Origin of the sequence: Paenarthrobacter sp. Y-19 (assembly GCF_029223985.1) — a bacterium.
Classification (GTDB): Bacteria; Actinomycetota; Actinomycetes; order Actinomycetales; family Micrococcaceae; genus Arthrobacter; species Arthrobacter nicotinovorans.
On record NZ_CP119414.1, the window covers coordinates 457,697 to 476,959 of the forward strand.

Sequence of the window (19,263 nt, forward strand, 5' to 3'; positions counted from 1 at the left end):
AGGTTGGCTCCAATCAGACTGACGAAGGCACTTGTTGGGCGATGGTATGGGCTAGCCGATAAGAGTCGGTGCCAGTTTCGATGATGGTTCCGTTGAAGGTCAGCCGGTCCACGATTGCGGCGCAGAGCCGAGGGTCCGTAAAGGTCTTCGTCCAACCCGAGAACGACTCGTTGGAGGCAATGGCGATTGAGTTTTTCTCTTCGCGTTCGGTCAGGACCTGGAAGAGTAGTTCGGCGCCCCGGCGGTCCAGTTCCATGTATCCCAGCTCGTCGATGCAGAGCAGATCGACCCTGCCGTAACGGGCGATGGTCTTGGCAAGCATCTTCTCGTCCGCAGCTTCGACGAGTTCATTTACGAGCCTTGTTGCAAGGGTGTATCGGACGCGGTAGCCCTGTTCAGCGGCCGCCGTGCCGAGCCCGATCAGCAGGTGAGATTTTCCGGTTCCCGAATCCCCGATCAGACATAGGGGTGCGCCTTTGCGGATCCAGTCCCCGGTTGCGAGCGTGTGAATTGTCGCGGGGTTGATGTTCGAGTTGGCATCGAAATCGAAGTCACCGAGCCACTTGTTCCGCGGGAAGTTCGCGGCCTTCACCCTTCGGATGGACGAGCGCCGGTCACGGTCATCGCATTCTGCCAGTAGCAGCTCGGCCAGGAAGCCCTGATAGGTGAGTTGTTCTTTCCCGGCCACGGCAAGAGCCTCGTTCAGGACCGCGCGGACGGTGGGTAGCCGGAGCCTGCGGCAAGCCTGATCCACGGCGGCGATGGCGGCTTGTTCGGTCAGGCCACGCCGTCGGCGCAGCGTTGGTGTGATCGTGGCCGCCGGGGCTGTTGGGCTCATGAGATGTTCTCCTTCGATGCCGTTTCCTTATCGGTGGTGTGTTGACTGCGCTTGGCCAGCAACTCGTCATAGGCATTGACCGAGGGCAAAGGCCGGGTATCCCGTGGCAATCCTGCGATAACGGCTGCCGGATCGGTCAGCCGGCGCTGAGTCAGGCTGACAACTCGTTGCATTTTCACGTCAGCGTGTTCACCGGGATGGCGATCCGAGCTGGCCCCACCCGATGGGGCTGCGGCGGCGTGGCGCCGGGCCTCTACCGCGACGACGTCGGCGCTGACGGCCCCAACGCCAAGGGCGGCGACGATCCCAGCTTTAACATCATTGGGATCCATGCAGCGGTGCAGCAACAGGACATCGATCAGTTCCCTGGTCCCGTCGGCATCGCCGTTGACCTTGCGCGAGGCAGCCCAGAACGCTTCATGGGCGCTAGTGAACGCACCTGATTCCCTCGCTTTGGCCAGGGCGGTAGACCCGGGAAGCGCGCCGGGCTTGGTCTTCAAGACCTCCAGATAGTGGTCCAGCTGGACCGAGCACCCCGTCCGGGCCGCGAGCCGTTGGTGCCTGGCCACCACCACGCGTCCGTCAAAAACCACGACGTCGGATGCCCGCAACGAGACCCGGACCTGCCGTCCGATGAACCGCGCCGGAACGGAGTACTTCACCATACGAACGGTGACCATTGATGAACGATCAACGCGTGGGTTCAATGCCAGCCCGGGATCAAACTCTTCCACGGGCAACGGCCCCAAGCAGGGCCGTTCTGCCGCATAGTCTTGGCCGATGGTACGGATCCTGTCGTTGATCCTCCGGTCCTCATCTTTGGACTCCCAACCTCTGATCCGGTCGTTTAGCTCCTCCAGGGACGCAGCCACAGGCATCGGCGTGAGCCGGTTCCGACGGAACCATCCCACCTCGCCCTCGACCCCGCCCTTCTCATGAGCGCCGGCGATCCCTGGTTGGCAGTAAAAAGCGTCAAACCCGTAGTGGGAGCGGAATAGCACCCAGCGGTCGTTTTCATGCCGGTTCCTGCCCTGCCCGAACAACACCGAGGTTACGGCGCTGGTGAGGTTGTCGTAGCGGATGTGTTTGACCGGAATACCGCCGATCTCCTTGAACGCCTCGATATGGCCTTCCAAGAAAGCTTCTTGGGCTTGGGTAGGGTAGACCCGGTGGATGGCTTTGCCGGAATGGGAGAGCCGGAACACAAACATGTGGCACTTGGTCTTCACACCATTGAGCACGACAAAGACCTCACCGAAATCGACCTCCGCTTCGGCGCCCGGTGCGTGTTCCTGAGGGACAAAGACTTCGACCCTGCGGCCGGCTTCCAGATCGATCTGGGCCCGGCGCACCCTCACGTAATCCCTCACCGTCGAATACGACAGCTCTGTCGCTCCGCGCTCCTCAATCAGCCGCGCCAGTATCCTTCGGGCTGTATGCCGCTGTTTCCGTGGAGCAGCCGTGTCATCGACAAGCATCTGGTCAATGGCGGTCTTGAACGGTTCCAGCCGCCAAGCAACACCGCGCCGCGGTTTCCGATCCGGAGGAATCGCAGCCTCTAACGCCTGCCGCACGGTTCTGCGATGGACCTTATGCCTTGCCGCCAATGCGCGCACCGACAAACCCTCAACCCGGGCATCCCGTCGGATCCGCGCAAACAACTCCACCCTCGACTCCATCCGGACCAACCCTCCGTCGCATCCATCCACTGATGGAACCAACGTTGAAGGTGGGGCCACATATAACCGTCACAAACGCCCGGCGAGTCTAGAATTGGGGCCAGAAATAACCGTCCTACCGGGGCCATCTAAACCTGTCACAACCAAACTTTGCTACGGATCAGAGGGATTTCTCTGGCCGCACATGCAGACCTACATCGACACGTGGGCCAACCTTGAGATGCCCGAGGAACTCCAGGACAAATATGGTTACCCGGAGCTGACGCCCGAAATCAAGGAACAGGTGTTCGGCCTGAACTTCGCCCGGGGACTGGGGATTGATCTTGAGGTCAAGAAGAAGGAGCTGGGGCTGCTGTGACCGAGAACCAGGGCGTTGGGCCCTTGGAAGAGGATCTTCAGGAGGCTCTGTCCTATATCCGTCCCTTGCTTAAAGGCCACTCCGGTGACCTGACTATTTTAGGTGTTGAGGATGGCGTGGTCACGGTCGCGTTTCACAACGCCTGCCATTCGTGCCCGGCAATCTCGGTGACGTTTGCCGGCTTGGTCCGGTCCCGGCTCATGCAGGTGGATGGCGTCCAGGACGTGAGGTCTTCCCAGGTCCATGCATCAAGGCGTGCCCTGGATCGCATCGCCGCCACGCTTGGCGGTTCAGCACATTACCGGCCGGCGCAGCCAGCCTTGAGGACGTCGATCCCCCTGCGGCCTAGGCAGCCCGGGGCCTGTCAAACGCAGGCAGCCGCCGAGGTGGGAGAACACCGGTATGAGCCATAGGAAGCTTTCGTTCAGGCTCGACGACGGCGTAGCGATGGTGACGGGCGGGGCATCGGGAATAGGTAGTGCCATTGCCATCGCCCTGGCCCAGATGGGCAGTCACGTGGCCGTGGTTGACCTACCTTCCAGCGATGCCTCAGCAACCTTGGAAGCAATAGAAGCGGAGGGAAGGGAGGCCGAGTTCATTGGAGCCGACGTAACCAGCGCGGAGCAGATGGCCTCCGCCGTGAGACGGGCCGAGGGCTCGTTGGGGCCCCTCACTACGGCAGTGAATTCTGCTGGGATAGCTGGGGCAGTTCCAGCGAAAGACATGACCGCGGAGCAGTTCGAACGCGTGTTGCGTGTAAACGTTACGGGGGTCTTCCTCAGCTGCCAGGCACAGGCCCGGGCAATGAGGGAAAACGGGGGAGGGGCGATCGTCAACCTGGCCTCCATCTCCGGAATCGTCTCCCACCGGGAGATGTTGCAGTCCCACTACAACACTTCCAAGGCTGCCGTGGCGCACCTCTCCAAATCGCTGGCCACTGAGTGGGCCCGGTACGGCATACGCGTCAATTCCATCTCTCCCGGGTTCACTCGGACACCCATGAACGATCGAGCTGAGGTGGCGAGCATCCTGGACGAGGCTGTCACCAGGAACACCCCGCTGGGGCGGCCGGCCGATGCCTTCGAAATGGCAGGTCCTGCCTTATTTCTGTTGTCTCCGGCTGCCAGCTTCTGCACGGGGACGGACCTCGTTGTCGACGGAGGATTCACCGCTTGGTGAGTAACACCGTTTCGGCAATCCGATAATCAGGGGTTATCAGCACCGAAGAATCTTTGACTTGGACTTATCGTGACGCTGCTCACAAACTGGAAATAGCTTCGCAGGCGTCCGGCCCAATCTCCGGCCTCGCCAGAGAACATGGCTCATCTCAGCAAAGCCAAGAGCCACACTCCCCAACCCTCATCACCGTTCGAGATTTTCTTACAGAGAGGTAAGGCCCATCGTGATGAACGAATCAAGCCGCACAATACATTCAACCCCTGTCCAACTTGGCCAAACGAGGAAACACAGCACCCGCCGCCCGCTGGGCATCGCCTTGGCCATGCTTGCCGCGGCCGCTTTGGCTCTGACCGGCTGCAGCGCCGACAACGCTGCCAATGCCGGGGCATCAGGTAAGAAGACCATTGGTGTTTCGATGCCTGAATTCCAGTCCCTCTTTTACGTCGCCGCTGTAGACGGCATGAAGAAGGCTGCCGCTGACGAAGGCTACGAACTTGTAGTACTCAATGCGAACGGCAATTCGTCCCAGCAGGTCAATCAGGTGCAGAACCTGGTGACACAGCAGGTAGGGGCAGTTATCTTCGCCATGCAGGACGCAACAACAGGCGCTGCAGGAGTGGCGGAGGCCAAGGGCGCCAATATCCCGGTAGTTGCCATCGACCAACGCCCTCAAGGTGATGTGGCCACGTTCATTGGCAGCGACAGCGTCAAAGCATCCACCGAGTTATGTGATTACCTGGCCAAGCAGATGGGCGGCAAGGGGAACCTCGCAATCATCAAGGGTGTTCTAGGCTCTTCCACGGAAATTGAGCGTTCCAAGGGATGCGGAAGCATTTTGGAGAAAAACCCGGACATCAAGGTAGTCTCCACCACCAACGCTGACTGGGACGAAAACAAGGCCTATAACGTGGCCCAGGACGTGCTTACTGCCAACCCGGACCTCCAGGCAATCTTTGCCCAGAACGATGGCATGGCCCTCGGCGCGGCAAAGGCTGCAGCCCAGGCCGGCCGCTCCAACCTCAAAATCGTCAGTGTGGACGGCTTCCCGCAGGTTTACGACGCCATCGAGTCCGGGCAGGTTCTGGCCACGATGTCCCAGGAGCCGTACCAGATGGGCGAGCTGGCTGTCCGGACAGCTATCAAAGCCATGAGTGGCGACGCCTCGTCCATTGAGAAAGAACAGCTTCAGCCCACGGTTCTTGTCACCAAGGAAAACCTTGACGAGGCCCGATCCGCCGGATACTACGGCCCGGCGAAATAGCACACGTCCGGCCTGCCCGGTGTCCGGGCAGGCCGGAACCCCCAAACCACGAAGGAAATCATGTCAATCCTGAGCACGGGACCGGCACCTCTCAATGGAGGATCGCTGACCGAGGAGCCCAAGGCCCTCAAGGGCATAGGCCTCACCAAACAGTATGGCGGCAACACTGTGCTGCATGGAGTGGATATCACCCTGAGAGCAGGGACGGTTCTTGGATTCATCGGGGAAAACGGCGCCGGTAAATCCACCCTGAGCTCCATATTGGCAGGCATCAAATCACCGGATGCAGGAGAGATGCTGCTCAATGGAGTGCCCTACGCTCCCACGGGTCCGGCTTCTGCGCTGAACAGCGGTGTGGCCATTATTCACCAGGAAATTAAGATGGTCCCACGCCTTAGCGTTGCCGAAAACATGTTTCTGGGACGATGGCCCAAAAAACGGGGCCGGGTGGATACGGCCTCCATGGTTGACCAAGCGGAGGCGGCCTTGGCTGTTTTAGGAGCCAAGATCAACCCGCGCCGACCGGTTGCCGGACTCTCCATGGCGGCGCAGCAGGAAATAGAGATCGCGAAGGCCATCCTGCGGGACCCGTCCTATGTAATCTTTGACGAACCCTCGGCGTCTTTGGGGCAGGAGGAAACAGAGAAGGTCCTGGAACAGATCCGAGTCCTTCGCGATCGGGGAGCTGGTGTGATTTACATCAGCCACCGGTTGGACGAAATTTCGGCCATTGCTGACGAAATTCTCTGCCTCCGCGATGGACACAGGGCCATGGCCTGGGATTCCGGGGATGTCAGCAAGGACCAAATGATCCGTGCCATGGTGGGCCGCGAGTTCGTTTACGCTCACGAGGCCCCTCAACCGGCTGAGCCGGAAATTGTGCTGGAGGTCAAGGACCTGGCACGACATGGAGCGTTTAGCGATATCTCCTTCTCTGTGCGCAAAGGGGAGATTCTTGGGATGTCCGGTCTTGTAGGAGCAGGCCGTACCGAGGTTGTCAGGACGCTTGCCGGTGCCGATCGTGCGGACGCCGGGACGATCGCCGTCGACGGCGAAACGGTGAAGATTAGCAATGTTGCCAGCGCCATTCAGCAAGGCATTTTCATGGTTCCCGAGGACCGCAAGGGCCAGGGACTGAACCTGGGCAGAAGCGGTGGCGAGAACATGGTCCTGCCGTGGGAAAAAACGCTGACCCCCAGTGGTTTTGTTTCCAGTAGGACCGTGAAGCGCGTCGAGCGCGCACAGGCACAGGAGTTGGACATCCGCGGGAACCTGGACATTCCTGTCCTTTTCCTATCCGGAGGAAACCAGCAGAAAGTACTCCTGGCGAAGTGGCTAGTGCGGAAACCAAAGGTCCTCATCCTCGACGAGCCTACGCGTGGCGTTGATGTCGGCGCAAAGGCCGCAATCTATGAAATTGTTCGCAAACTGGCCGCCGACGGGGTAGCCATCATCGTCGTCTCCTCAGAGCTCGAAGAGGTCCTCGGACTCTCTCACCGTGTGCTCGTCATGGCAGGGGGGCAGCAGCGCGGCATTCTCAGCCGTGAGGAGGCCCTCCCTGACCGTGTTATGGAACTCTCAGTGCCGTAGCGCACCCATACCCTTCAAAAAAGAAAGATAAGACTGTGCCCTCTACAAACACCGTCGGCCCTAAAGTCGAGCCAGGCGCCCGGACGAATACCGGCTCAGGTACTGGCCAGGAACCATGGCAAACGAGAATCAAGCAGCTCGCCAAGAATATTCCGGGCCCGGTGATTGGGCTAGTGGTCATCTGCATCGCAATGTCCCTGCTCTCGCCCTACTTCCTGACGCCGAACAACCTCATCAACGTTCTCAGCCAGGTTTCCTACATCGGCATGATGGCCGTAGGCGCCGCCTTGGTCATTATCCTGGGAGGCATTGACCTGTCTGTGGGCTCAACCATGGCGTTGTCGTTCATGGCCACCGCATTTCTTTACAAGGAAATAGGTTTGCCTTTTTGGCTCGCGATGGTCTGCGGGCTCATTCTTGGGGCTTTCATCGGCCTGGTGAACGGACTCTTGGTGACTTTCGGGCACGTCCAGCCATTTATCGCCACGTTGGCAACCATGTTTGCCGGGGCGGGGCTCGCTTTGTACATCACCAACGGGAACCCGGTTATCGGCTTCCCTGAGTGGTTCCTCGGCCTGTCCCGGACGAGACTGCTGGGCATACCTTTGCAGGTGTATCTGATGCTGCTGGTCTTCGTCCTCGCAGCGCTATGGTTGCGGTACCGACCCTCTGGAAGGCAGCTCTACGCCATCGGCGGCAATGAAGAGGTCGCCCGCCTCTCCGGCATCAGTGTCAGGCTGGCCCAGGCACGCGTGTACGTCATCGCCGGTTTCCTGGCCGCCTTGGCGGGCCTGGCTGTGGGAGCTCGGCTGGATTCAGCCCAGCCAACCGCGGGCAGTGCTTCAGATCTCCTAAGCGTGATCGCGGCAGTGGTCATCGGTGGTGCCAGTCTTTCAGGTGGTGTTGGCTCGATGTTCAGTACGTTCATAGGTCTTCTCATCATCGGAGTTCTCAACAACGGGCTTACCCTGTTGAACGTGTCGCCGAATCTCCAACCCGTGGTCATTGGAGTGGTCATTGTGCTGGCCGTCATCAGCGACCGTGGCAATCTTCCTCTCAAACGGACTTGATTGACACATTGACCCAGCGAAGCTCCCTGCGCGATTTGCGCAGGGAGCTTTTCGTTCCGGCACCCTGGTAGGGGTGCAGCGGGACATTACTTGCTGCGAACAATCCAGCGATAACGCTGGAGATCCGTTCCGTTTGAGTACTTTCCACAGATTCGCACGCGCCCGCGCCTACGTTCGGTGGAGACCCTGTTGACGTGTCAGGTGATGTATCGGACAAGCTTCCCCAGCATCAGTCGAAATATACCGAGAGAGAGCCTGCCGCGTGCCCGCGTGGGTCGTTGGACCCTGACGCATTGCGTCAGGTCACCCGGAACCGTCTCGGAGTAACCGATGCGATTCCGGGAGACGCGGTCATGTCTAAAGGTCGTTGGGATTGGGCTGGCCGTTCCAGGCCGTCACACCACCATCTGCGGTGAGGATGTGCCCGTTGACATAGGAGGCATCAGACGAGGCCAAGAAGGTAAAGGCCGGTGCTATTTCTTCGGATGCCGCTATGCGGCCCAGGGGGATGGAGCGTCCGAATGCCTCCTTCAGCCCCTCCATGGAGTCGAGGTTCTTTTGCAGCAAGGGCGTGAGGACTGGCCCGGGTGCCACGGCGTTGCAGCGGACACCCCGTTGGGCGTAATCGACCGCTACGCTGCGCGTGAAGTTAATGACAGCACCCTTCGAGGCGTCGTAGGCGGCATAGTTGTAGTCCGCGCCAATGCCCGAGACGCTTGCGGTATTGACAATGTTGCCTTGGGACCGGATCAGGTGCGGGAGCGCCGCCCGTGTTGCGTAAAACAAACCATCCACGTTGACCTTCATGACGGACCGCCAAAGTTCGTTCGATGTAGTCGCTGCGGGCCCGGTCGGAGCTATTCCAGCGTTGTTGACCAAGACATCCAACGCGCCTAGTTCTTCCACGCTTTCATTGATGATTGCTTCGATAGCATCGGAGTCACCGACGTCGGCAACTTTGAGCGTCATTTGACCGGACAGGACGGAGTTCCGCTCACGGAACCGCTCCATTGATTCTGCGCTGAGGTCCACGCCGATTACGTTTGCTCCTTCAAGGAGGAACCTCTTGAAGACAGCAGCGCCCAACCCGGACCCAGCGCCCGTGACCATGACTGTTTTTCCCAAGAATCGATTCTGATCCATTTCCTACTCCACTTTCATCAAGCCAAGCGCCTAAACGCCAAAGAAATCAGCGATGCATCTATCGCAATACGGACAATTTGTCCGTAGCATAGAAAACAGAGTACTTCACTCGACAGTCGTTTCGAAGGGATTCCATTCACCATGAAGATAGATCTCACCGGTAAGACCGCCTTGGTTACAGGCTCATCCCAAGGTATTGGCTTGGCCATCGCCAAGGAGCTGACCAAGGCCGGAGCGACGGTGGTGCTCAGCGGTCGCAGCCAGGATTCGCTGGACAGCGCCGCTGCCGACATCTCGGCTGCCGCTGATGTCCGCAAGCCCAGGACCGTAGCTGGGGACCTCGGCACCAAGCAGGGGGTTGCGGCGCTCGCCAGCGAGGTAGGAGGAGTGGACATCCTGGTGAACAACCTCGGTATCTACGAGTCGAAGGATGCCTTGGATATTACGGACGAGGACTGGCAAGAGTATCTGGACGTCAACCTCCTTTCCGCTGTTCGGCTGACGCGGGCCCTCCTGCCAGCCATGATGCGCCAAAAATGGGGGAGGGTTCTCTACCTCGCCAGCGATGCAGCCATCTCCGTGCCGCATGACATGCTGCACTATGGCGTTTCCAAAACTGCCCTGGTCGCCGCAGCTAGGGGCTACGCCAAGGTTGCCGCGGGCTCCGGCGTGACGGTGAATTCGGTGATCGCAGGGCCCACAAAGACCGATGGCGCCGTCCGCTTCATCGGAGAGAAGTTTGGCACGGATATGCCCTGGGATGAAGCCGAGGAGAAATTCATGTCCACCGAGCGCTCGGCCTCCCTGATCAAACGGCTCATCGACCCGCTGGAGATTGCCAATATGGTGGTCTACCTCAGCTCGCCTCAGGCCTCGGCCACCACGGGAGGCGCCTTGAGGGTAGACGGTGGATATGTCGACTCGATCTTCCCCTAGGAAAAAGCCGGCAGGACGTGCTTCGCAACTTCCTCCAGCGCGTCTTCGACGGGGCGCTGGCTGGGTCGGAAATTCAGCGCCACATGCCCGACGCCGGATGCCTCCAGCTCCTCGAGGTACCGGGCAAGGGAGTTGCGACCCAGGCGGGCGCCAAACCGGATCGGTTCGGCGGTCGCCCGGGGATCCTCCACCAAGTCAAGCAGCATGGTTGTCAGCAAGGGCTTGTGCTGGCCGTCCGGGACTGCGTGGTTCCACCGGTTCACGACTGGTTGCATCAGGGGCCCGGGACGGTGGTAGGTCATGTAGCCGTCCATGGTGGAGGCGATCCAGTCAGTGGTTTGTTGTGCGCGTCCCACTGCTACCAATGGAATGGGGTCCTGGGCGGGCGGGGGCAGGACCTTCACGGTGTCCTCCGGTCCCAAACTCTCCCGCCAGGCCGTCCGGATGGCGTTTACTGACGAACGGAACCGCTCCCCGCGGGAGTCGAAATCGGCGTCGAACGCTGGATATTCGTTGGGCCGGTCGCCTGAGGCAACCCCGAGTATGAGGCGGCCTCCGGACAGCTGATCAATGGAGGCGGCCATCTTGGCCACGTGCAGCGGATTGCGCAGAGGCAAGACCACCGCGGCTGTTCCCAGCAGGATCGAATCCGTGACCCCCGCCAAATACCCCAGATACGGGAACGGGTCAAACACCTGACCGGCGTCACCAAAGGCTGGAACCCAAAGGGGAACATCGCGCAGCCATAGGGCCTTAAAGCCCAGCCGGTCCGCCAGCTCGGCCCTGCGGCGCTGGTGGGTCAGGTCCGGAATGCCGAACTGTCCGGTGGACCCTGGCCGACCATGCCGGGCAAAGTCGTTGTCCAGAGGGAACTCGACGCCGATACTCAAGCCGGCGCCGTTCCGGCAGAGGGCATCAAGGGCGGGCAAAGGAGCAGTGAAGGGGGCTGTTTTCAAGGTCATGATCATCTCTCGATACGGGGGAGGGCTAGAGCTGGGATCCCGCGAGGTGCTGCTCGGTTGTTTGCTGTCCTGCGGGGGATTGTGCCTCTCGCTGGGCGGCGCGTCGGGCGGCTGTCGCAGCGAACACCATGACGATGAGCCCAAGTAGCGTGATCCCCGCGCCTGCCCAAATTGGGGAGGTATAGCCGAGGCCCGCGGTGATGGTGACGCCGCCCAGCCAGGCTCCCAAAGCGTTGCCCACGTTGAATGCGCCAATGTTTGCCCCGGATGCCAGGGTGGGGGCACTCTTGGCATAGGCCATGACGCGCATTTGCAGACCTGGGACGGTAGCAAAGCCGAATCCGCCCATGAGTACCAAGGACGCGATGGCAAGAGGCTGGTTGTCCGCGGTCAGGGCAAACGCCACCAGGACCACAAGCAGCACGGAAAGTATCACCAGCAAAGTCCGGTCCACGTTTCGGTCAGCAGCCTTTCCTCCAAGGGCGTTTCCCACGAAGAGTCCCACACCGAAGAGGATTAGCAACCAGGGGACGGTGGCGGCCGTGAAGTGCGAGACCTCGGTCAGCGTGAAGGCAATGTAGGTAAAGGCTCCAAACATTCCGCCGTATCCCAGGATGGTGACGGCAATGGACAGCCAAACCTGCCCCGACTTGAACGCCCTGAGCTCGCTGCGAAGGCTCGTGGACTCAGTGGAGTCGGCGTCCTTGGGACGGGGGACCAAGGTAAGGATTCCCACGAGAGCCAAGATGCCGATCACGCTGATGGCCCAGAAAGTGGAGCGCCAGCCTGCTGCTTGTCCCAGCATGGTGCCGAACGGCACTCCCAGGACGTTGGCGGCGGTGAGGCCGGTAAACATGATGGCAATAGCAGCGGCCTTTTTGTTGCGGTCTACCATGCCGGCTGCGACGACGGAACCAATGCCAAAGAACGCTCCGTGTGCCAACGCGGCAATGATCCGGCCCGCCATCATGGTCCAATAGTCCGGAGCGAACGCCGACAGGACGTTCCCTACGATGAAGACACCCAGGAGTATGGCAAGGGCCGTTTTCCTGTCCATGCGCGACATCGCCAGCGTCAGCAATAATGCGCCCACCACTACGGCGAGGGCGTAACCCGAGATCAGCCAGCCAGCTGTGGCCTCGCTGACCGCGAAATCAGCGGCGACCTCCGGGAGAAGTCCCATGATGACGAACTCCGTGAGTCCGATTCCGAAGCCACCCAAGGCCAAGGCTATGAGCCCAATGGGCATGACGTTCTCCTTTTAACTGTACGGAAGAGGATAGTGCGCGTAAGCTGTTAGTTGCAGGCGCTGTATAGATCATTGCATACGAAAATATAGTGCGCAAGCAACTATCTCTCATTCGGTGTAACGCCACCTCGAAAGGAACAACCATGAGCATCAAAGACGACGCCGTAGAAGTACGCGCGCAAGGCTGGAGAACGTTGACTGCCCTTCATGGGCTGATTGAAGGAGCGCTCGAACAAGCCCTGCAAACTACGGCGGGCCTTTCCGTGGTTGAGTTCACCGTCCTGGACGCCTTGGACCGGCAAAATGGATGGCACATGCGTATGCAACAGCTGGCGCGGGCCACGGCTCTCTCTCCGAGCGCAACGACGCGGCTGGTGAACAGGCTTGAGCAGCGCGGACTACTGCGGCGGATCCTCTGTGCCGATGACAGGCGCGGTATCTACACCGAGCTCACAGGCGAAGGGAGCGAATTGCTCGCTTCAGCCCGGCCCGTGCATGACGGCGCCCTGGAACAGGCACTAGCGGAGGCCGAAGGAATTGCTGAACTGGCACCCTTGGTGCGCACTTTGCCACAAGGATCCTCCGTGTGACCAATGACTCTCGTGGGGTCCGGTTTAGTGTGCCCCTGTATCAAGGGCGGTAAGAACATCCTCCAGCTCCAAAGCTGCGGCGAGATGCGTCAGTGTGGCCACATTCGTCAGCTCCCTACCCAAGAGTTTTTCGACCAACCGTCGGTCCCTCGTAATCGCATCTATATCCAGTGATAGCTGTGCGGCTGTCATGCCTGCGTCCAGGTTGTTTCGCATCAATGTCCTGAGCGTCTGAAGCAGTGTTGTCCGTCGGGACGAATCATGCCGGCGTAAAGGCCCCAGGACTTCCTCGCAAAAGGATCGGACCTTGGAGGAGTCCTGCACCTGAAGCAATAGCCCCGCCATCCCCAGATCGGACGCCAGCAGGGTCCGCCCCCGCATTCCCCTGAGCCGGGCCAGATGCGCCGCACCCCGGGCCACTGAGAACGCCTCGAGGTAGCCTTGTGGGCCGGATACGGGTCCCGTAAGTACCGACAGGGAGCCCTCGGTTCCCTCGCCGCCGTCCCTCAGGACGAGCCGCAAACCTTCTGCGATGGGGCGGACGGACTCCGCTGGGCTGTCCCCTAAAGGCCACAGCATGACAAGAAAATCCTGGTGAAAGCCCAGCAATGGTTGGGGACGGGAGTACTCCACCCGGTGGTGAACCGCGGCAGCGAGCCGCTCCTGCAGGCCAGTGGTGTTTTCTGGGATGCCAGACGAAAGAATCAGGGCATGCGGTTGGGATAGATCGTGCCCCATCCGCGCAGCCTGTGTGATGAGCGAAGCCGGCAGCGGACCCCGGGTGGTAAGGATCTCCCGGAGGAGTTCCCCCGCCTGGTGCCAAGCCGCTTCGGCGGAGTTCCGGGCGCTGAGGAGTTCCAAGGCAACAACTGTGGCTGCGTGCTCGATCGCTCTCAGGTCCAACGGGGTGAATTCTTCTACGCTGCCGATAGTCCACATCCAGGCTACGACTTCTTCCTTGACCACCACTGCAGCACGAACGGCAGAGGCTCGTGACCCATCACCGAATGACAGCATCACGTTGGAAAGGCCTGTGCCGGTTTTTACGGGATGCTGGACGCCTTGGGTTGCCGCTTGCATCAGCGCTTCCAACTGCATGTCCGACTCAAACGAGGGGCCGCACATCACCGTTTCGTGGCCGCTTCGGATTACCACGGTGCGTGATAGCAGCTCAGACAGCGCCGTTCCTATGTCATCCAAGCCACCTCCGCTGAGAGCCAATGACGTAAGCCGTTGGTGAACTTCGGCCACTTGCCGTTGGAGGTCGTATTGTTCCTCCAACGTCTGATTCAGCGCATTCAGCTTAGAAATGGTGATCGCTTGTTCGGCGCGAAGTCGGGCAGTGTTGATGGCGATTGCAGCTTGGTCTGCCAGGACCGAAAGCAGTGACACTTCGTCGGCGTCGAAGTAATGGGCCTGACGTGTGAAGCAATTGAGGATCCCCAAGGTGCCGCCCGGGGCGTTGAGCGGGATAGCAATCATCGACGTGTAGCCCTGCTCCAGCGCTGCCGGGGCCCATGGGCCAATGGACGGATCGGTGCCGGCATCATGGATTTGGATGGGAACGCCCATTGCAAAAGCCTGGCTGGACGGAGAGCGCAAGGACGTGCCTCGCAAGCGGATCGGGTGGAGTGAGTTGACGTCCCGGATGTACTCATCGGAGAGGCCGTAGGAACCTCGGATCTGCAAGACCGTGCCTGTGGCATCGGGGACTGTCACCGAGGAAAAATCGTAACTCATCAATTCGCTGGCGGTTCTGGCCACCATGGTCAGAAGCTCGTCAACGGATACTCCCTGGTTCACTGCAGAACCTATGGATCCGAGCGCCTTCAGCCAGTTCCGGAGGCGTTCGGACGCTCGATCTGACCGCTCTTTCACAGTCTTAGTATTGCCATTGTTGGGTAGGGAGGATAGAGCTAAACGACGGCGACGCCTCCGCGCCGCGGTTACCAGCGGTCCGGACGGGTCGCCGTCGTTGCGGTTCTTAGCGGCTGAGTCTACTCGCTGAGTGCGGAGACGACGGCGGCCGCCACAGCCTCGCTTGACTGCGGGTTCTGACCGCTGATGAGGTTGCCGTCGCGGACCACGTAGCTGCTCCATGCAGGGCCAGCCTTCACGATCGCGCCCCGCTCGGCGAGCGTGGTGGCGACCAGCCAGGGCGTTTTCTCGCCGGTGCCGCCGGCGAGCTCTTCCTCGTCTGTGAATACCGTCAGCTCACGGCCAGCGAAAGCGAAGCTGCCGTCCGGGGCAGTAGCACTGAGCAAGCCCGCGGGGCCGTGGCAGAAGGGAGCGATGATTTTTCCGCTTTGGTCCGCCGCTACGAGCAAGGCACCGAGCTGGGCGTCCGTGGCAAGATCGGCCATGGGACCGTGCCCGCCCGGCAGAACGACGGCGTCGAACTCGGCCACATTGACGGAGCCGAGGGAGTTGGGGGTTTCGAGTTCGTCTGCTATTTCCCCGATGTACTGCTTGAACTCCTCAACCTTTTCCTCGTCGCCGACGATGTCCGGGTTCAACGAGCCAGGGTCCACTGGTGATTTCTTTCCGCCCGGGCTGGCGATGGTGATGGCTGCGCCGGAGGCTTTGAGGGCTTTATGGGCCACTACGAGTTCCTCGGCCCATACGCCCGTGGGGTGGAGGGTGCCGTCAGCGAGTTCCAGAGAATCGGCTGCTGAAACAACCATAAGAATGCGGGACATGAGGTTCCTTTCGGGAGAAGGTAAAGCGGTTCGCTATTCGATGGTGCTCCTCGCGACTGTGGTATTGGCATAGAGAATACTGTGGCCCTCATAGGAATTCTTTGGGCGTGCCCATGCGAGGATTGCACCGATGGCTACTCACAACATGGAACACTTGCGGACCTTCCTCACGGTTTACCGTGTGGGGTCGCTGACCGAAGCCGCAAGAATGCTGGGTATTTCCCAGCCAACAGCCTCCACACATGTCCACTCCCTGGAACTGAATCTTGGCTTGCGGCTCTTTGAGCGGAGCCCCGTGGGCGTCACCCCGACTCCTAAAGCCGACGAATTGGCGCGTGACATTGCCCCGCACATCGACGCCTTGGACGATCTCGCCTTTATGTCCAACGTTTCAGGAGCAGATGAGTCTCTTCACTTAGGCGGTCCGGCAGAGTTCCTCACGGCCATGCTTTTGCCGGGAACCCCGGAGCTCACCCAAGCCATTGGAGTCAGGCTAAGGATTCGCTTTGGCCTGGTTGACGACTTGCTTGAGCAGTTGCGCGCCGGCCACCTGGATCTGGTGGTCAGCGCAGTCCGTCCCCGGGTCCAGGGTGTTACGGCATCGCCCCTCTTCGACGAAGAATTTGTACTGGTGGCAGCGCCGTCCTGGCAAACCAGCCTCCCGGGTGACGAGCCTGTGGAGGCTGAACTGGCACGTATTCCTGTGGTTGCCTACGCCGAGAACCTGCCGATCGTTCGCCGTTACTGGCGGACCGTCTTCCACCGACGTCCTGATGATCTCAGGAGCAACTGCATCGTTCCCGATCTTCGCGGGGTGCGCGCAGCCGTTCTGGCTGGCGCCGGAATGTCCGTGTTGCCCAGCTATTTGGTGCAAGAAGACCTCGTCGCGGGGAAACTCGTGACCTTGCACACTCCCGAGTTTGCGCCGCTGAACACTGTGTATCTGGCGACCCGAACCGGCGACCTCAATCGCAACCATCCGTTGCGCTCCCTCGCATCCGCTATCGAGCGCCTAAGTCAGATCTCTGGTAACAGTCCAACAAAGCCGTGACAGTCAGGCCACCATCTTGGTTGGGTGCAATAGTAAGTTGCCCGCCATGCGCCTCGGATATCTTCTGTACCAGCGCCAGGCCAAGACCGTGTCCTCCATTCGGGCTTGCCTCCAACCGGTTCCTGACGCGGTAGAACGGTTCGACCAGGAGATCCACAATATCCGGGGGAATCTTGTCTCCGGTGTTCATCACCTCAACAAAGGACTTTCCCTGGCGGTTTCCTGTCTTGACAGTCAGTCTTCCGGCCCGGATATTGTGCCGAATTCCGTTGTGAACAAGGTTTAGGACAAGCTGGCGCAACAGGACCGGGTCACCTTGCACCGGAGCGGCTTCGTCTTCGATGGAAATTGAAACCGTCAGCGTGGAGGCCTCTGCCCGGGTCTTCTGGACGGCTTCCCTGGCAACGGCTGAAAGGTCCACGGGCGCCTTCGTTAACGGTGCCTGCGTAATGGAATGCAGGTGCAACAGCGATTCAACTATCTCGCTGCTATGACGATTAACCGCGCGCAGGCGCTGCAACAGCTCTGGAAGTTCCTGTCGTCCCGGGTGAGCTATCGCGACGTCGATCATGGTCCTGCTTGCTGCCAGTGGCGTTCGCAGTTCATGGGAAGCATTGGCAGCAAAGCGCTTGTGGGCGCTGAACGAGCGCTCGAGCCTAGCGAGCATCTCGTCAAAAGGTTCCTGCCAAGTCGGCTATCTCGTCCTTGGGACCCTCAAACCGGATGCGGTGGTCCAATGCACCCTTTCCGGCTTCCCGCGCGGCATGGTTTATCTGTTGGAGGGGTCTGAGCAACCGCCCGGCCACAATCCAACCCGTTCCTATCCCCGCTATGCCCAAGGCGGCCAGGACCAGAAGGGAGGTAATGAGCAAAGTACTCAGAATATCGTTGGCACTGCTGAGGACTATCGGCGAAACAACGCCCAGGGTCCTGTCGGGAATTTCGGCATCAAGTGGCTGATCCGTTTGCGCCATCGACGGCGTGCTGCTGGTGCTCATGATCTGGTAGGTAGGCACAAACCGCATGAATCCGTAGATCACGGCCAGCATAGTGGCCGCCGTGACGGCCAACATCACTGAGTAGGCGAGGGTCAGGCGAGCCCGCACCGTCAGGCGCAGCCTCCTGCGGACGGGGAGTGAACTTTTGGCGGGCACTTTAAAGGTCTGCCTGAATACGGTACCCGACTCCGGGTAGGGTCTCGATCACTGCTGGCTGACCCAGCTTCTTCCGCAGAGAACTCATGGTGACTCTAATGGCGTTGGTGAACGGGTTCGCATTGATGTCCCAGGCCTTCTCCAGCAGAAGCTCCGCGCTGACAACTCCCCCGCATGCTTCGAGCAAGATCTGCAGAACCGAGAATTCTTTACGGGTAAGTCTTACTGGCACGCCGTTCCGCTCAACACTGCGTCTGAACGTGTCGAGTCGAATTCCACCGTAGTGGAGTACAGGCGGGACCGTTCTCTGCCGCCGGCCCAAAGACCTCAGCCGCGCTACCAGCTCAAGGAACTCAAAGGGCTTGCCGAGGTAGTCATCGGCTCCTATTTCAAAACCTGCAACCTTGTCGTACAAGCTGTCCGCAGCTGTGAGCATCAGCACGGCAGGACCGTCCGGATCTGCAACCACGCGACGACAAACCTCGTCTCCGTGCATCCCCGGAATGTCACGGTCCAGCACCACCGCATCGTAGGCGTTCTCCATGAGCTGTTCCACGGCCGTTAAACCGTTGTTTACAAGGTCCACGGACATCCCCTCAAACCGCAGCCCCGAAGCCAGCGCTTCTCCAAGGTATGCATCATCCTCGACTACCAGCACCCGCAATAGACTCTCCCGTTCCAACTCGTCCGGCGGTGTTCCGGCAAGAACAAAGATAGCCGGGCAAACATGTGAAAAACGTAAAAAACTCTCTGACGTCCCCTGAATGTCCCCACCGGTGTACTTGCTAAATGACGTAGCCGAACGGCCATGAACCACCCCGCTCAGGAGGAAAAGATGAATGTGTTACAGAGTCGCCGGACCAAGCTGGCCGTGTGGGCAGCCATCCCGCTCTTGGCCCTTGGCCTAGCCGGATGTGGTACCCAGCAGAACAAGGAAGCGGATGGCGGCAAACCTCGGGCTGAACAATTGATACAGGACTGGCAGGTGAGCTACGCCTCCTGCATGCGCCAAGAAGGCGTGGATGTTCCTGATCCGGGGAAAGACGGAAACCAGGCAGTACCAGCCACCGAAGATTCCCCCCTTCAGATCGCTGCGAATAAGACCTGCCTCGAAAAGATCGGTGAACCTCCCGTCGGTGACAAGGAGACTTCACCAGAGGAGTTGGGGGAAGGAGCCCTCGATACTAACAAGTGCCTCCGCGAAAACGGTGTGGATGTGAAGGACCCGGCAGCGGGGGAGATGACGGTGCTCCCCGATGTAAGTCAAGACATTCTTGATAAGTGTGGCCTCGTCGGCGTACCGGCGGGATGATGTTCGATTCGTTCCATGTCTCCCGGCCTAAGTCCTTTAGGCGATCCGAAGAGACAACGATCGGCTATGCATATATATGCCAAGCCCCCTCCGCCGATCATATTTCGAGACGAACGATTCCGTTGGAATCCCGGGCTTTCTCCAAAAGTTTCTCAGAACTCACATTTCCGTCACCAGAAGAAGACTTATGGA

At 59.9% G+C, this 19,263-nt stretch carries 20 protein-coding genes; 10 read left to right on the forward strand and 10 right to left on the reverse strand.

Annotated features, from left to right (window positions below; translation table 11 throughout):
- Nucleotides 1–13 precede the first annotated feature (13 nt).
- Together istB and istA are read right to left on the reverse strand one after the other, a co-directional pair.
- Complete coding sequence (gene istB, locus PYR64_RS02230) at nucleotides 14–838, reverse strand: IS21-like element helper ATPase IstB (protein ID WP_069695248.1); 825 nt, start codon at nucleotides 836–838, stop codon at nucleotides 14–16.
- Entirely contained in the window at nucleotides 835–2,517 is a 1,683-nt protein-coding gene (istA, locus tag PYR64_RS02235; RefSeq protein WP_069695247.1) for an IS21 family transposase, read from the reverse strand. The genes istB and istA overlap by 4 nt, the downstream gene beginning before the upstream one ends.
- Nucleotides 2,518–2,701: 184 nt before the next feature.
- On the opposite strand from istA, the gene PYR64_RS02240 reads away from it, so the two are divergent.
- The 6 genes from PYR64_RS02240 (at nucleotide 2,702) to PYR64_RS02265 (ending at nucleotide 7,975) form a co-directional block, all read left to right on the forward strand.
- Nucleotides 2,702–2,875, forward strand: coding sequence for a hypothetical protein (locus PYR64_RS02240; protein ID WP_275778084.1), 174 nt, complete (start codon nucleotides 2,702–2,704; stop codon nucleotides 2,873–2,875).
- Nucleotides 2,872–3,288 carry a NifU family protein gene (locus PYR64_RS02245; RefSeq protein WP_275778086.1) on the forward strand — a complete coding sequence of 139 codons (417 nt, stop codon included), beginning with the start codon at nucleotides 2,872–2,874 and terminating at the stop codon, nucleotides 3,286–3,288. Before PYR64_RS02240 ends, PYR64_RS02245 begins: the two co-directional genes overlap by 4 nt.
- The gene (locus PYR64_RS02250; RefSeq protein ID WP_275778088.1) at nucleotides 3,278–4,054 is read left to right on the forward strand and encodes an SDR family oxidoreductase; all 777 of its coding nucleotides are present in this window, start codon (nucleotides 3,278–3,280) and stop codon (nucleotides 4,052–4,054) included. The genes PYR64_RS02245 and PYR64_RS02250 overlap by 11 nt, the downstream gene beginning before the upstream one ends.
- 226 nt (nucleotides 4,055–4,280) lie before the next feature.
- Nucleotides 4,281–5,315, forward strand: coding sequence for a substrate-binding domain-containing protein (locus PYR64_RS02255; protein ID WP_275778090.1), 1,035 nt, complete (start codon nucleotides 4,281–4,283; stop codon nucleotides 5,313–5,315).
- Between the two features lie 60 nt (nucleotides 5,316–5,375).
- Nucleotides 5,376–6,905, forward strand: a complete 1,530-nt coding sequence (locus tag PYR64_RS02260; RefSeq protein ID WP_275778092.1) for a sugar ABC transporter ATP-binding protein — start codon at nucleotides 5,376–5,378, stop codon at nucleotides 6,903–6,905.
- A 35-nt stretch (nucleotides 6,906–6,940) separates the two neighbouring features.
- Nucleotides 6,941–7,975, forward strand: a complete 1,035-nt coding sequence (locus PYR64_RS02265; protein WP_275778094.1) for an ABC transporter permease — start codon at nucleotides 6,941–6,943, stop codon at nucleotides 7,973–7,975.
- A 357-nt stretch (nucleotides 7,976–8,332) separates the two neighbouring features.
- Here the strand turns inward: PYR64_RS02265 and PYR64_RS02270 are convergent, their stop codons facing one another.
- Nucleotides 8,333–9,100 carry an SDR family oxidoreductase gene (locus PYR64_RS02270; protein ID WP_275778096.1) on the reverse strand — a complete coding sequence of 256 codons (768 nt, stop codon included), beginning with the start codon at nucleotides 9,098–9,100 and terminating at the stop codon, nucleotides 8,333–8,335.
- A 159-nt stretch (nucleotides 9,101–9,259) separates the two neighbouring features.
- On the opposite strand from PYR64_RS02270, the gene PYR64_RS02275 reads away from it, so the two are divergent.
- The gene (locus PYR64_RS02275) at nucleotides 9,260–10,054 is read left to right on the forward strand and encodes an SDR family oxidoreductase (RefSeq protein WP_275778098.1); all 795 of its coding nucleotides are present in this window, start codon (nucleotides 9,260–9,262) and stop codon (nucleotides 10,052–10,054) included.
- Here PYR64_RS02275 and PYR64_RS02280 read toward each other — a convergent pair.
- Complete coding sequence (locus PYR64_RS02280) at nucleotides 10,051–11,016, reverse strand: LLM class oxidoreductase (protein ID WP_275778100.1); 966 nt, start codon at nucleotides 11,014–11,016, stop codon at nucleotides 10,051–10,053. The genes PYR64_RS02275 and PYR64_RS02280 overlap by 4 nt on opposite strands.
- Before the next feature lie 25 nt (nucleotides 11,017–11,041).
- On the reverse strand, nucleotides 11,042–12,265 hold the full coding sequence (locus tag PYR64_RS02285; RefSeq protein ID WP_275778102.1) for an MFS transporter: 1,224 nt from the start codon (nucleotides 12,263–12,265) through the stop codon (nucleotides 11,042–11,044).
- A gap of 143 nt (nucleotides 12,266–12,408) precedes the next feature.
- On the opposite strand from PYR64_RS02285, the gene PYR64_RS02290 reads away from it, so the two are divergent.
- The gene (locus tag PYR64_RS02290; RefSeq protein ID WP_275778104.1) at nucleotides 12,409–12,855 is read left to right on the forward strand and encodes a MarR family transcriptional regulator; all 447 of its coding nucleotides are present in this window, start codon (nucleotides 12,409–12,411) and stop codon (nucleotides 12,853–12,855) included.
- Nucleotides 12,856–12,879: 24 nt separating this feature from the next.
- Here PYR64_RS02290 and PYR64_RS02295 read toward each other — a convergent pair whose 3' ends face one another.
- Together PYR64_RS02295 and PYR64_RS02300 are read right to left on the reverse strand one after the other, a co-directional pair.
- Complete coding sequence (locus tag PYR64_RS02295; RefSeq protein ID WP_275778106.1) at nucleotides 12,880–14,658, reverse strand: GAF domain-containing protein; 1,779 nt, start codon at nucleotides 14,656–14,658, stop codon at nucleotides 12,880–12,882.
- 194 nt (nucleotides 14,659–14,852) lie between these two features.
- Nucleotides 14,853–15,554 carry a type 1 glutamine amidotransferase domain-containing protein gene (locus PYR64_RS02300; protein WP_275778108.1) on the reverse strand — a complete coding sequence of 234 codons (702 nt, stop codon included), beginning with the start codon at nucleotides 15,552–15,554 and terminating at the stop codon, nucleotides 14,853–14,855.
- Between the two features lie 130 nt (nucleotides 15,555–15,684).
- Between PYR64_RS02300 and PYR64_RS02305 the strand changes: the two genes are divergently transcribed.
- On the forward strand, nucleotides 15,685–16,605 hold the full coding sequence (locus PYR64_RS02305) for a LysR family transcriptional regulator (protein WP_275778110.1): 921 nt from the start codon (nucleotides 15,685–15,687) through the stop codon (nucleotides 16,603–16,605).
- Here PYR64_RS02305 and PYR64_RS02310 read toward each other — a convergent pair.
- Genes PYR64_RS02310 through PYR64_RS02320 form a run of 3 tightly spaced genes read right to left on the reverse strand, consistent with a single transcriptional unit; the run spans nucleotide 16,556 to nucleotide 18,423 of the window.
- Nucleotides 16,556–17,272, reverse strand: coding sequence for a HAMP domain-containing sensor histidine kinase (locus tag PYR64_RS02310; protein WP_275778112.1), 717 nt, complete (start codon nucleotides 17,270–17,272; stop codon nucleotides 16,556–16,558). The two genes, PYR64_RS02305 and PYR64_RS02310, sit on opposite strands and share 50 nt — an antisense overlap.
- Before the next feature lie 4 nt (nucleotides 17,273–17,276).
- Nucleotides 17,277–17,759, reverse strand: a complete 483-nt coding sequence (locus PYR64_RS02315; RefSeq protein WP_275778114.1) for a HAMP domain-containing protein — start codon at nucleotides 17,757–17,759, stop codon at nucleotides 17,277–17,279.
- 1 nt (nucleotide 17,760) lies between these two features.
- The gene (locus tag PYR64_RS02320; RefSeq protein ID WP_275778116.1) at nucleotides 17,761–18,423 is read right to left on the reverse strand and encodes a response regulator transcription factor; all 663 of its coding nucleotides are present in this window, start codon (nucleotides 18,421–18,423) and stop codon (nucleotides 17,761–17,763) included.
- Nucleotides 18,424–18,567: 144 nt separating this feature from the next.
- Here PYR64_RS02320 and PYR64_RS02325 point away from each other — a divergent pair, with 144 nt between their 5' ends.
- Nucleotides 18,568–19,071, forward strand: a complete 504-nt coding sequence (locus PYR64_RS02325; RefSeq protein ID WP_275778118.1) for a hypothetical protein — start codon at nucleotides 18,568–18,570, stop codon at nucleotides 19,069–19,071.
- The last annotated feature ends 192 nt before the right edge of the window (nucleotides 19,072–19,263 follow it).

Coding starts and splice junctions, on each gene's coding strand:
- istB (WP_069695248.1), bottom strand. CDS start 838: ATGAGCCCAACAGCCCCGGCGGCCACGATCACACCAACGCTGCGCCGA.
- istA (WP_069695247.1), bottom strand. CDS start 2,517: ATGGAGTCGAGGGTGGAGTTGTTTGCGCGGATCCGACGGGATGCCCGG.
- PYR64_RS02240 (WP_275778084.1), top strand. CDS start 2,702: ATGCAGACCTACATCGACACGTGGGCCAACCTTGAGATGCCCGAGGAA.
- PYR64_RS02250 (WP_275778088.1), top strand. CDS start 3,278: ATGAGCCATAGGAAGCTTTCGTTCAGGCTCGACGACGGCGTAGCGATG.
- PYR64_RS02255 (WP_275778090.1), top strand. CDS start 4,281: ATGAACGAATCAAGCCGCACAATACATTCAACCCCTGTCCAACTTGGC.
- PYR64_RS02260 (WP_275778092.1), top strand. CDS start 5,376: ATGTCAATCCTGAGCACGGGACCGGCACCTCTCAATGGAGGATCGCTG.
- PYR64_RS02275 (WP_275778098.1), top strand. CDS start 9,260: ATGAAGATAGATCTCACCGGTAAGACCGCCTTGGTTACAGGCTCATCC.
- PYR64_RS02280 (WP_275778100.1), bottom strand. CDS start 11,016: ATGACCTTGAAAACAGCCCCCTTCACTGCTCCTTTGCCCGCCCTTGAT.
- PYR64_RS02285 (WP_275778102.1), bottom strand. CDS start 12,265: ATGCCCATTGGGCTCATAGCCTTGGCCTTGGGTGGCTTCGGAATCGGA.
- PYR64_RS02290 (WP_275778104.1), top strand. CDS start 12,409: ATGAGCATCAAAGACGACGCCGTAGAAGTACGCGCGCAAGGCTGGAGA.
- PYR64_RS02300 (WP_275778108.1), bottom strand. CDS start 15,554: ATGTCCCGCATTCTTATGGTTGTTTCAGCAGCCGATTCTCTGGAACTC.
- PYR64_RS02305 (WP_275778110.1), top strand. CDS start 15,685: ATGGCTACTCACAACATGGAACACTTGCGGACCTTCCTCACGGTTTAC.
- PYR64_RS02310 (WP_275778112.1), bottom strand. CDS start 17,272: ATGCTCGCTAGGCTCGAGCGCTCGTTCAGCGCCCACAAGCGCTTTGCT.
- PYR64_RS02325 (WP_275778118.1), top strand. CDS start 18,568: ATGAACCACCCCGCTCAGGAGGAAAAGATGAATGTGTTACAGAGTCGC.